We start from the raw sequence: 11,437 nt of genomic DNA on the forward strand, positions 1-11,437 counted from the left end.
GCGTGGGCAATACCGGACGTAGTGGCCCCTCTTGCGCTTGCCGTAGTGGACCTCGACCCAGCCCTGGGACTTGCGCCGGTAGGGGGCGAACCAGTACCCGCCCGCCTCACCTTCCTTACCGTCGGCTCGGTCAGGGCGCTGGTGGAGAAGCGGGTCGGGCGGTCCGCTCCTCCACCGCCCGGCCCGGCCGTCCGGCGCGACCGTGCCACCGTGCTCGCCGCCACGGCAGGCATCCTCTCCCGCGGAGCAGTGCGCCAGCGGCGCAAGCTGGGCCGGGTCGGGTGAACGCGGATCCCACAACAGCCTCGGCACGGCGGATGCTGCGGATCGTGGCCGCCGGGTTCTGTCTGCTGTCGGCCGTCCTCGTACCCCTCACACTGCCGCTCGGCTGGGACGAGATGGTGTACTGGACACCTACAACCCCGGATGGACCGTCGTCGTGCGTCCATGACAGCGGCGCCGCAGGCCCGGCAGGGCGATGCGGCCCCCGAGGTCCACTGCGGCGCCGGCTGCACCCGAGGTGCCTTCACGTCGGGACCCGAGTAGTGCAGCGCCCGGCGCATGCCCCACACCACGTACGGCATCGAAGTCCTGCTGGGTATGAGACGAAGACCAGCCGCTCCAGCGCGGTTCCGGGACTCGAACGCCATCACCGCCCACATCCAGGTGAGCCCGGCGACGTGGGAGACGACCGGACGGATCCTCCTGGGCATCCCCACCGACACAACGCGGCTATGACGCCATGGCCTCTCGTCTTGCCGCAAGGCGCCGCCATCGCTCCGGGAAACATGCGCGGGGCTGTTGCTCGACGGTGTCGATACCGAGTCGCGCGGTGGGAACGAAGGCCCAGTGAGGTAGACACGTGGAGCAACGACAGCATTACGTTCGGACAAGTAATGTGGAACTCGATCCTCCGGAATTGTCTGCGGCGGCAAAAGGGGCCTGCCAAACAACCTCCCGGCTGTGAGCGTCGGTCGTGACATCGCTGCACGTCGAACAACCGGAGCACACCATGCCCACCAGCGTCCTCATGGTGGTCGCCTTGTCCGTCCTTCTCGGATTCCTGGTGATCATGCTGCCCAGGGAGGACACCGACACATCCGCCTCGAAACACATGGGCTTCCCACAGGTCCGCTGGAACATCAACCGCGGCTCGGGCGCCTATCTGACAATGCTCGACCAACTGCGTAACCTCGCCGAGACCTCGGCCGACGGCCGCGTCATGCCCAACGTCGACACCGGGGCGAACGTCGCCATCACCGGCAACACGGAGACCCAGAGTTTCGCCGACATCGTGATCAGCAGCGACAACCACCTCCCCGCGGTGCATGCGATCGTGCGGCTCAGCGACTTCTGCGTCGCGCGGTTCTTCTCCCGCGACACCCCGCACAACTTCGTCCTGAACCTCGTCTCCGACGTCTCCAACCAGGAGGACGCCACCGACGACAACTGGTTCCTCGGCAAGGAGGGCTACGACGCCCTCGCCCGCATCGCGAACCAGTCGCTGACCGAAGTCAACCTGAGCGAGGCCAGCCTCGAGAACAGCCTCAGGGACCTCGGCGTCCGCGGCACGGACCGCACGGCCCAGGCCCGCTGCATGCTGCGCTACATCATGGCCATCACCGAGGCCTCCCGGTTCCGCCCCATCGCCAACCGCATCGCGAACGGCATGGACAACGGATCCAACGTCTTCGTCACCGCACAGCAGGTCGGCCTGATGCGTGACTAGACCGCATCAGCCATGCCTTCGCCGACCGCTCCGACCTCTGCGCCGGCACAAGCGTCGCCGGCAACACCATCGCGGCCATCCGCGTCGCCACGGACTTACTCGCGGTCGCTCTCAACGACGACCCCAAACCCAGCAAAATAAGGGCCGAACTCGCCCGCACGATGATCTTGCCGGCTCCGGTGCTGGCTGCACTGAGGTCGTTCAAGGTCCTTCAGGCCAAGGAGAAGCTGGCCCTTGGTGAGGCATACGCAGAGGCCGGCTACGTCTTGGTGCACGAGACCGGAGCAGCCTTCACGATCAAGCAGCTCCGCCGACGCGTGTATCGACTCATGGCAATCCTCGGTCTCCGCCGAGTCCGTCTCTACGACGCTCGTTCGTCGTGCCTCACGTACCTGGCCAACAACGGCGTGCCGGATCACATCCTTGCGCGGTGGGCCGGACACACGAATGTGAAGACCACGAAGAAGTGGTACGTGAAGCCGGACGTCGAAGACCTTCGGGAAGCCGCACAACGTGGGATGGCCTGCACGGTGCTCCGACGGAGGGGCAAGTGTGAGTCTGGCGGTTTACCGACCGAGCGACCTGCCCAGCGACATGTCTGCCAAGATCGAGGTGGACGCGGAGGCCGACTGTTGGCTGTGGACCGGTAGCTGCAACGGGAAGGGGCAGTCAGGCTACGGCCAAGTCTCCTACGAGGGAAAGACACAGCTTGTCCACCGTGTGGTGTTCACGTTGTTGGTCGGTGAGATCCCGGAGGGCTTCCAGGTGCGTCATGCCGATCCTTGGGGACGGCACTTTACGCTTTGCTGCAACCCGGACCACCTGGAAGCCGTGCCGAAGAAGGAAGCTCTGCGGCGCAGGGACTGGGAGAGCGCGCGAGCCAGGAGGACGCACTGTCCCCATGGCCGCGGGTACACGCCGGAGAACTCGTATCTGGATCCCCGAGGGTTCCGGCAGTGCCGGACGCGCCGCGCCGAGAGGGTCAAGAGCCGCCGGGATCCCCGGGCTGTGTGAGATTTCGTGATACGTGAGAGGGTCTGAGGCGTGAGTGAGACACCGCCGAACACCTTGCAATACCGCTTTGACGGGCCAGAAGACGCCCCGGTCCTGATCCTCGGTCCCTCACTGGGTACCACATGGCACATGTGGGATCGCCAGGTGCCCGAGCTGGCCAAGCAGTGGCGTGTCTTCCGCTTCGACCTGCCGGGGCACGGCGGTGCGCCGGCCTACCCGGTGGGCGCGGTGGACGAGATCGCCACCCGGCTGCTGGCCACGCTCGACGCGCTCGGCGTGCAGCGCTTCGGTTACGCGGGCTGCGCGCTCGGCGGCGCGATCGGCCTCGAACTTGCGCTGCGCCACCCGGAGCGGATCGCCTCGCTCACGCTGATCGCCGCATCGCCCCGCTTCGGTACGGCGGACGAGTTCCGGCAGCGCGGAGTGATAGTGCGGACGCACGGGCTCGACCCCATCGCCCGTACCTCTCCGGACCGCTGGTTCACCGGCGGTTTCGCCTCCGCGCAGCCCGCGATCACCGAGTGGGCCGTGCAGATGGTGCGCACCACGGACCCCGGCTGCTACATCTCCGCCTGCGAGGCGCTGGCCTCGTTCGACGTACGGGGCGAACTCGGCAGCGTCGGTGTGCCGACCCTGGTCCTGGTCGGCTCCGAGGACCGGGTCACCGGGCCTGCCGAGGCACGCACCCTGGTCGCCGGCATCCCCGACGCCCGTCTCGCCGTCGTGCCCGGCGCCTCCCACCTGGTGCCGGTCGAGCAGCCCGCGGCCGTCACCGACCTGCTCGTCCGGCACTTCTCCACGGCCTGGCAGCCCGCGTTCGACTCGGCCACCGGCCAGATCGCCATCCCCGCAGCACCGGTCAATCCGGTCCTGGCCGCCCCTGTGCAGCCTGTCCGCATGGCCGCCCCCATCGCCGAGATCGCGCCCGCCGTTGCCGTACCCGTGCAGATGACGGGACGGCCCGACCCCTACGACGCAGGGCTCAAGGTGCGCCGTGAGGTGCTCGGCGACGCGCACGTCGACCGGACGCTGGCACAGGCGGACGAGTTCTCCGGGGACTTCCAGGAGTTCATCACCCGGTATGCCTGGGGCGAGATCTGGGACCGTCCCGGCCTCGACCGGCGCTCACGCAGCTGTGTGACCCTCACCGCCCTGGTCGCGAGCGGACACCTGGAGGAACTCGCCTCCCACACGCGCGCCGCCCTGCGCAACGGCCTCACCCCCGGCGAGATCAAGGAGGTGCTGCTGCAGGCGGCCGTCTACTGCGGCGTACCGGCGGCGAACAGCGCCTTCAAGGTGGCCCAGCAGGTCATAGCAGAGGAGACGACTCCCACGGAGTGATCGTCAGCCGGGCAGTGGAAGCACCCGTCTCAGCTTGCCCGGGCCGCCGTGGACCGCGGCAGGATGGAGCCATGAAGCTCACGAAGAAGTCGCACGCCTGCGTCCGCATCGAGAAGGACGGCCGGACCCTCGTCCTCGATCCCGGTGGATTCAGCGAGGAGGAGGCCGCCGTCGGCGCGGATGCCATCCTCGTCACGCACGAGCACCCCGACCACTTCGACGAGGGGCGGCTGCGGGCGGCCATGGAGGCCAACCCGGCCGCCGGGATCTGGACCCTCGCCTCCGTCGCGGAGCAGCTCGCGGCCGCCTTCCCGGGCCGGGTGCACACCGTTGGCCACGGCGACACGTTCACCGCCGCGGGCTTCGACATCCAGGTCCACGGCGAGCTGCACGCCGTCATCCACCCGGACATTCCCCGCGTCACGAACGTCGGCTACCTCGTCGACGGCGGCAAGGTCTTCCACCCCGGCGACGCGCTCACCGTCCCCGACCAGCCGGTCGAGACGCTGATGCTCCCGGTCATGGCCCCCTGGAACAAGATCTCCGAGGTCATCGAGTACGTCCGCGAGGTCAAGCCGCAACGCGCCTACGACATCCACGACGCCCTGTTGACCGACCTCGCCCGCCCGATCTACGACCGCCAGATCGGCTCGCTCGGCGGCTCGCAGCACCTGCGCCTGACCCCGGGGGAGTCGGCGGAGGTCTGAGCGACCCGGGCGGGGCCGGGTTGTCAGACCCGCCCGGTAGGTTGTGAGACATGCGCATCGCGACCTGGAACGTGAACTCGATCACCGCCCGCCTGCCGAGGCTCCTGGCCTGGCTGGAGAGCAGCGGCACGGACGTGCTCTGCCTCCAGGAGGCCAAGCTGGCCGAGGAGCAGTTCCCGTTCGACCAGCTGCGCGAACTGGGCTACGAGGCGGCGGTGAACGCAACAGGCAGGTGGAACGGCGTGGCGGTGCTCTCCCGCGTCGGCCTGAAAGACGTGGTCAAGGGCCTGCCCGGCGACCCCGGATACGAGGGCAGCGAGGAGCCCCGCGCCATCTCGGCGACCTGCGGCCCGGTCCGCGTCTGGTCGGTGTACGTGCCCAACGGACGCGAGGTGGGCCACCCCCACTACGCCTACAAGCTCCAGTGGTTCGAGGCCCTCAGGGCGGCCGTCGCGGGCGACGCGGCCGACGGCCGCCCGTTCGCGATCCTGGGCGACTACAACGTGGCGCCGACCGACGACGACGTCTTCGACACGGCCGCTTTCGAGGGCCTCACCCACGTCACCCCGGCCGAGCGCGCCGCCCTGGCGTCCCTGCGCGAGGCCGGCCTCTCGGACGTCGTTCCGCGCCCCCTGAAGTACGACCACCCCTTCACGTACTGGGATTACCGCCAGCTCGCCTTCCCCAAGAACCGCGGCATGCGCATCGACCTGGTGTACGGCAACGAACCGTTCGCCAAGGCGGTCACCGACGCATACGTGGACCGCGAGGAGCGCAAGGGCAAGGGCGCCTCGGACCACGCGCCCGTAGTGGTGGATCTGGACGTGTAGCAGATTCGGCCCGTCCGGCGTTCGCGGATTCGGCCCGTCCGGAGTTGGAGGACGAGGCCGCAGGCCGGCGGGGGCCCGAGGGCGCAGCCCCCCCAGTGGCTCACGGCACCAGCATCCGCAGATCCACCGACCCGGCCATCGCGGCAAGCCCCGCATCACCGGGATGCAGATGGTCCCCGCTGTCGTACCGGGGCAGCATCCGCGTCGGGTGAGCGGGGTCGCGCACCACGCTGTCGAAGTCGAGCAGCCCGTCGAACACCCCGCCGCTCCGGATCCACGCGTTCACCGCGGAGCGCTCCGCGTCGACGGCAGCCGTGCACCGTGCCTCGCCCTCGCAGGGCAGGATCGTCGCGGCCAGCATCCGAAGGCCCCGCGCGTGCCCGCGGTCCGCGATCTCCCGCAGTCCCGCGATGACCCGCTCCGCCGTGTTCTGCCACCGCACGTCGTTCACGCCCTCGAGGACGATCGCCGTATGCGCCGAGGTCTGGGCGAGGACATCGCGGTCGAGCCGGTGCAGGGCGCTCACACCGGCGGTGTTCGTGGACACCCCGTCACCGGGGTAGGCGTCGGTGACCACCTGGTTGCCCGAGATGCCCTGGTTGAGCACGCCGTAGCGCGGGACCGCGTCCTGCCGCAGAAGACGGGTGGCCAGCGCGTTGGGCCACCGCCGGTTCGCGTCCTGCGTCGACATGGTGCCGTCGGTGATCGAGTCCCCGAGCACCACCACCGACCCCGGCCCGCCTCCCACGTCCACACCGGTCAGCAGCGGCCAGCTCGTCAGGGTTGTGGTGTACGCCGCCGAGGAGCCGTCCGCCGCATGGTCGCCCGGCTCGCTCACATACGACCGCTGCACCGCGAGCCGGTGCATGGGCGCCGCCGCCACCGTGTCCGGCAGATGGAAACTCACCAGCAGGTTCGTGTCCGCGGGCACCGCGAAGGTGAGCGGATCGCTGAACGCCTCGGCCCCTGCCGGGATCTCGACGCCGGCCGCCTTCCCGAAGGACAGCGCGACCGGCACGTCCCGAGCCGTCGCCCCAGCCGCCTGCACGGCCACCGTCGCGCTCGCGATCCGCACCGGTGCCGCCGCGAACGTGTTGCCGAACCGTAGCCGCACCCGCGGCCCGCCCACCGACGTGTGCACCACCAGCCGCAACGTCCGGTCGCTCCACGGCCCCACGGTCGCATGACCGGCGGTCGACGCGGCCCAACTGCCGCTCCAGCCCCGGGCCGGCCCTCGTACGGCGAGGGCGAACACATGCAGACCGGCGGCCCGGGGCAGCCGCACCGAGGCGACCTGGCGTCCCGGCGTGAGCGGCACCGTCACGACGTACAGCTTGGCCTGCTCGGCGAGGCGGCCGGTGGGGGTGTTGATGTGCGGCAGCGCCACCGCCTTCATGGCGAGCGAGCCGGTGCGCCAGTCGGGGGCGGTGAGCCGGTAGGCGGACCGGGCGCCGTTCAGGTACGACACCGAGCCGGTGCCGCTCACGTCGGCGCCGCCGGTGCCCGCCACCAGGAAGGCGAGCGCGTCACCGCGCCCGCCGACGCGCACGGACTGTCCGTCGGCCCGTACGTTGTCCGTCTCGCCCGGCTGCCGGTGCGGCCAGGTCAGCCGCGCCCCCTGGACGGTGACCGCGCGGCCGGAGGTCCAGCCCGCGGCCGTCAGGTCCTGAGCGGAGAGGGAGGCACCGGATCCGTCGAAGTCCGCGGCGCCCGGACGGGCGTCGTCGCTGACCGCCGTGTTGTCGAAGAGCCGCTCCAGCGGCAGCGGTTGCCCGCTGCCGCCGGCGCTCGCCCGTGCCGATGCGGCCGGCACCAGGAACGCCAGCGAGACGACGACAACCGCGAATCCCCGGACCTGTCGACGCACGGCCGACTCCTCCCGCTCACCGGTGGGACGAAAGACGCACCGCGAAGCTAGAGAGACGGCAGGGACTCGTCAACGAGCCATGCGCGGGCCCGGCGCGAAATAGCCCCGAATTGACCGCCCGCGCGCCTGTGGTGCGCACGGTGGTGCGAATGACACGCTGGGGGTATGAAGATCCCTTTTCTGGGCCACCGGCATGAGAAGCACGGCATCCCCGACCCGGAGGGCATCGCCGAACTTCTTTCCGAGTGTGAACTGCTCCGTTCCCAGGCGTCCCGGGCGGGCGTACAACTCGACGATTCCGCCGCCTCGTTGGAGGCGCTCGACCAGTTGCTGCCGCGCTGGCGGGACGACGCCGAGGTGCTGCACTGGCTCGGCAACGACGCGGGCCTTTACCTGGGAACCGTCATCGTGCGTACCGTGCCCGGGGCCGCCTGGGAGATCTGGCCGAGCGGCCAGCCCGTCGTACGGCTGGCCTCCGGCCGTGAGTTCGACGTGGTGACCTCCGGACACGAGTGGGCCGTCAGCGGGGTGCCCGAGCTCTCGCAGCTGTACGGCGAGGTCGCGGAGGTGTGAGGGAATCACCCCACCGGAGAAGGGCGACCTAAGATCGACGTAAATACGGCTTATGCCCGAAAAGTGCGTGTCGTGCCTGAAGTCCACTCTCGTCCGGATAGTTTTCGGCAACCGACACAGCTGAGAGTGGGTAGGGCTGCGTATGGCCGTCGATCCGTTGATCGAACTGCGTGACGTCAACAAGTACTACGGGGAGTTGCATGTCCTGCAGGACATCGACCTCGCCGTCGGCAAGGGGGAGGTGGTCGTGGTCATCGGCCCCTCCGGGTCGGGAAAGTCGACGCTGTGCAGGACGATCAACCGGCTGGAGACCATCCGTTCCGGCACGATCCTGCTCGACGGACAGCCGCTGCCTGAGGAGGGCAAGGCACTCGCACGACTCCGCGCCGACGTCGGCATGGTCTTCCAGTCGTTCAACCTGTTCGCCCACAAGACCGTCCTGCAGAACGTCTCGCTGGGGCAGATCAAGGTCCGTGGACGCAAGAAGGAGGACGCCGACAGGCGCTCGCGCCGGCTTCTCGACCGCGTCGGACTCGCCGACCAGGCGCCCAAGTTCCCGGCGCAGCTCTCCGGTGGCCAGCAGCAGCGCGTGGCCATCGCCCGCGCACTCGCCATGGAGCCCAAGGCTCTCCTGTTCGACGAGCCCACCTCCGCCCTCGACCCAGAGATGATCAACGAGGTTCTCGAGGTGATGCGGCAACTGGCCCGCGACGGCATGACGATGGTCGTCGTCACCCACGAGATGGGTTTCGCGCGCTCCGCCGCGAACCGCGTCGTCTTCATGTCCGACGGCCGGATCGTCGAGGACCGTGCCCCCGACGAGTTCTTCACCGACCCGCGCAGCGAGCGCGCCAAGGACTTCCTGTCCAAGATCCTCAAGCACTGAGCCGCAGAGCCGAACCCGCCCGGCGGCAGCCGGAGATCACTGCTCGCGCAGCGGAATCGACACGTACGACGGGTCGTTCGCCGGCGAGGAGAAGGTCAGCTGAGCGCCGGACGGGTTGTGCTCGATGTAGAGCGGGTCGACCGTGTCGACCACCAGGGCGAGCCGATGCCCTGCCGGGACGTCGTAGGCGGTGGAGAACAGCTCCAGGCCGAGACTGAACGGCTTTCCGGGCGTGAGCCCGTGGAAGGTGTACGGCGCGTTGCTGACCAGCTTGCCGAGGCCGAGCGGCCCCACGTCGTAGAGGTAGGCGACGAGGGTGCCGCTCTCCTTGGTCGGCGTGACCGTGGTGTGCAACTCGGCCGTACCGCGGATCTGTTGGGCCGTGGGGTACTTCTCCGACTGCCATACGGCGGCCCAGCGGCGGGGCAGCAGGGGGATCGAGGCGACCGGGGGCACTTGGGCCACCTGGTCGAGGATGCTGGACAGGAAGACGATGCCGCCGTCCGCCCCCGAGTCGACGTTCGTGTGGATCGTGGTCGTGCCGGCGAGGGCGATCTTCCGCTCGGTCGCGGCGACCGACTTCCAGTCCGGGTAGCCCTCGTAGCCGCCCGTGGAACGGGACTTGAGCCGGACCGGCTCCTCACGGTCGATGCCGTTGTCCTCGCCCTTGAGGTAGTGGTCGAACCAGCGCTCGGTGTCCGTCCAGACGTCGTTGGGCAGACCGAACAGCCCGGTCAGCTCGGCGGTCGCGTGATCGCCGGGACGGAACTCCAGCCGCTTGGGCCCGGTCAGCTTCTCGTAGAAGTCCGCGTACTGGTTGGGCGGGAAGACCGTGTCGCCCCAGGCGTTGGCCATCATGACCGCGGCGCCGTTCTTGTTGAGTTGGTCCACGTATGTAGCGGCCGAACGTTTCTTCCCCCAGTTGATGAGGTCCTGCTCCTTGGCCAGGTTGGAGGCGTAGAAGTCGTTGAAGACCTGGCGGGCCTCGGGGCTCTGGCGGCCGGTGACCAGGCTCACGCCGTCCAGCAGTGCGGCCGCCTGGACGTGCTGGGTGCGGCCGGAGTAGATCGAGCCGATCAGGTCGGCCCAGCCGCTGAGGGACGCGACCGCCTTGATGCGCTTGTCGTGTGCGGCGGCGATCAGGCTGATGCCGGCGCCGTACGAGACACCCGCCATGCCGATGTGCCGCGCGTCCGCCGGGGTGTGGTCCAGCGCCCAGTCGATGACCTTGGAGGCGTCGGCTGTGTCGGGCGGTCCCGCCACTTCTATCTCGCCGCCGGACTGCCAGAATCCGCGGACGTTGTAACTGACCACGATGTAACCGGAGTTCGCGAGTTTCTGGGCCTGGGCCAGATACTCGACCTGGGGAAAGCCCCAGCTCGTGGGGAGCACGAGCAGCGGGTAGCGGCGCGTGCCGTCGGCGCCCTCGGGCGTGATGACGTTCGCCTTGAGGGTGATGCCGCCGTCGCCGGTGATGTCGACGAAGCGGACGGCGCTCGCCGCCTGCGCCGTGGGCGTGAGCCCGAGGATGCCTCCGGCGACCAGGGTCGCGGAGACGGCGCCCACGGCGGTCGTACGCAGGGCCTTGCGATGGTGTCCCACAGGTCACTCCTCACTCGTGCCAGTGCAAAGTGACCAGACGGTAACCGTGGCCGCTTACCGGAAGTAACCCGTCGGTAAGTTACGTGGCAGTAACGATTGTTGTGGTGTGAATGAATTCAGGAGGCGCGGTGGGAGTTGCGCGCGGTTGTGGGGGTCGCGGGCAACTCCGTCTGCGCCGCCCGCGTCACGTCCGCGACCAGCTCGACGACATCCGGCCCGTACGCCTGCGAGTTGACGACCTTCAGCAGCAGGACGAAGGAGCTGTTGCCGTGCTTGCGGGCCAGGCGCTCGTGGTTGCGGGCGAGGTAGCGGGTCGCGGCCTGGTTGCTGATCGCGGTCTGGCCGCAGAAGAGGAAGACGGGACGGGCGTTCGGGCTCTGGTCCACCGTCAGCCGGGCGAGGAGCGCGTACTCCTGCCTGCCCTGTTCCACGCGGTGGCGCTCGGTGCCCACCTGGAAGGCGCCGCGGTCTGGGCCCGGCTCTGCGTCCACGTTCACCAGCACCCCCGGCAGCAGCGAGGCCAGATGAGCCGTCATACGCCGGTTCGACGCCGGGCCACCCACGCAGAACTCGGTGCGCTCGCCGAAGCCCTGACGTGCCGCGTCGTGCGGGAGTATCTGCGCGTGGGCGTTGCAGTCCTTGATCAGGGCGGCCAGTTCGAGCAGCGCGAACACGTCGTACCGCATCACCGTGAGCTCGGGCCCGCCGGCGCCCCGGTTCACCACCAGCAGCGACTCGGAGTTGTCCGGCAGTCCGAAGAAGGCCTGCTTGCGCCGTAGTTTTCGCCGCCACAGATAGGTGCGGGCCACCCAGCCAAGGCCGGCACTGATGCCGGCCGCGACCAGGCCCAGGACGATGTTGCGCACGTCGTCATTCATGGGCGCGCAT

The 11,437-nt window shown here is 69.2% G+C and carries 13 protein-coding genes; 10 read left to right on the forward strand and 3 right to left on the reverse strand.

Going from position 1 to position 11,437, the window contains the following annotated elements:
* Positions 1-45 precede the first annotated feature (45 nt).
* The 8 genes from OOK07_RS35595 to OOK07_RS35625 all read left to right on the forward strand — a co-directional run bounded on the left by OOK07_RS35595 (position 46) and on the right by OOK07_RS35625 (position 5,621).
* Complete coding sequence (locus tag OOK07_RS35595) at positions 46-285, forward strand: hypothetical protein (RefSeq protein ID WP_266685927.1); 240 nt, start codon at positions 46-48, stop codon at positions 283-285.
* A 276-nt stretch (positions 286-561) separates the two neighbouring features.
* Entirely contained in the window at positions 562-738 is a 177-nt protein-coding gene (locus OOK07_RS35600) for a hypothetical protein (RefSeq protein WP_266685928.1), read from the forward strand.
* A 274-nt stretch (positions 739-1,012) separates the two neighbouring features.
* The gene (locus tag OOK07_RS35605; RefSeq protein ID WP_266800585.1) at positions 1,013-1,729 is read left to right on the forward strand and encodes a ribosome-inactivating family protein; all 717 of its coding nucleotides are present in this window, start codon (positions 1,013-1,015) and stop codon (positions 1,727-1,729) included.
* Positions 1,730-1,890: 161 nt separating this feature from the next.
* Positions 1,891-2,379: a tyrosine-type recombinase/integrase gene (locus tag OOK07_RS35610; protein WP_266800586.1), complete on the forward strand. Its 489-nt coding sequence runs from the start codon at positions 1,891-1,893 to the stop codon at positions 2,377-2,379.
* On the forward strand, positions 2,324-2,743 hold the full coding sequence (locus OOK07_RS43520) for an HNH endonuclease signature motif containing protein (RefSeq protein ID WP_353962329.1): 420 nt from the start codon (positions 2,324-2,326) through the stop codon (positions 2,741-2,743). Before OOK07_RS35610 ends, OOK07_RS43520 begins: the two co-directional genes overlap by 56 nt.
* Before the next feature lie 30 nt (positions 2,744-2,773).
* Entirely contained in the window at positions 2,774-4,084 is a 1,311-nt protein-coding gene (gene pcaDC, locus OOK07_RS35615) for a bifunctional 3-oxoadipate enol-lactonase/4-carboxymuconolactone decarboxylase PcaDC (RefSeq protein ID WP_266800588.1), read from the forward strand.
* A gap of 71 nt (positions 4,085-4,155) precedes the next feature.
* Positions 4,156-4,791, forward strand: a complete 636-nt coding sequence (locus tag OOK07_RS35620) for an MBL fold metallo-hydrolase (protein WP_266686228.1) — start codon at positions 4,156-4,158, stop codon at positions 4,789-4,791.
* Positions 4,792-4,841: 50 nt separating this feature from the next.
* Complete coding sequence (locus OOK07_RS35625; protein ID WP_266686230.1) at positions 4,842-5,621, forward strand: exodeoxyribonuclease III; 780 nt, start codon at positions 4,842-4,844, stop codon at positions 5,619-5,621.
* A gap of 100 nt (positions 5,622-5,721) precedes the next feature.
* On the opposite strand, the gene OOK07_RS35630 is transcribed toward OOK07_RS35625, so the two are convergent.
* Positions 5,722-7,488, reverse strand: a complete 1,767-nt coding sequence (locus OOK07_RS35630; RefSeq protein WP_266800591.1) for an SGNH/GDSL hydrolase family protein — start codon at positions 7,486-7,488, stop codon at positions 5,722-5,724.
* Between the two features lie 165 nt (positions 7,489-7,653).
* On the opposite strand from OOK07_RS35630, the gene OOK07_RS35635 reads away from it, so the two are divergent.
* Positions 7,654-8,061, forward strand: a complete 408-nt coding sequence (locus tag OOK07_RS35635; protein WP_266686232.1) for a DUF6278 family protein — start codon at positions 7,654-7,656, stop codon at positions 8,059-8,061.
* 142 nt (positions 8,062-8,203) lie between these two features.
* Positions 8,204-8,947 carry an amino acid ABC transporter ATP-binding protein gene (locus OOK07_RS35640; RefSeq protein WP_266686234.1) on the forward strand — a complete coding sequence of 248 codons (744 nt, stop codon included), beginning with the start codon at positions 8,204-8,206 and terminating at the stop codon, positions 8,945-8,947.
* Positions 8,948-8,983: 36 nt separating this feature from the next.
* Here OOK07_RS35640 and OOK07_RS35645 read toward each other — a convergent pair whose 3' ends face one another.
* Together OOK07_RS35645 and OOK07_RS35650 are read right to left on the reverse strand one after the other, a co-directional pair.
* Entirely contained in the window at positions 8,984-10,549 is a 1,566-nt protein-coding gene (locus tag OOK07_RS35645) for a CocE/NonD family hydrolase (RefSeq protein WP_266800594.1), read from the reverse strand.
* Positions 10,550-10,665: 116 nt separating this feature from the next.
* The gene (locus OOK07_RS35650) at positions 10,666-11,427 is read right to left on the reverse strand and encodes a hypothetical protein (protein WP_266800596.1); all 762 of its coding nucleotides are present in this window, start codon (positions 11,425-11,427) and stop codon (positions 10,666-10,668) included.
* Positions 11,428-11,437 lie beyond the last annotated feature (10 nt).

The sequence above is a fragment of the Streptomyces sp. NBC_00078 genome, assembly GCF_026343335.1.
In the GTDB taxonomy this organism is placed as follows: Bacteria; Actinomycetota; Actinomycetes; order Streptomycetales; family Streptomycetaceae; genus Streptomyces.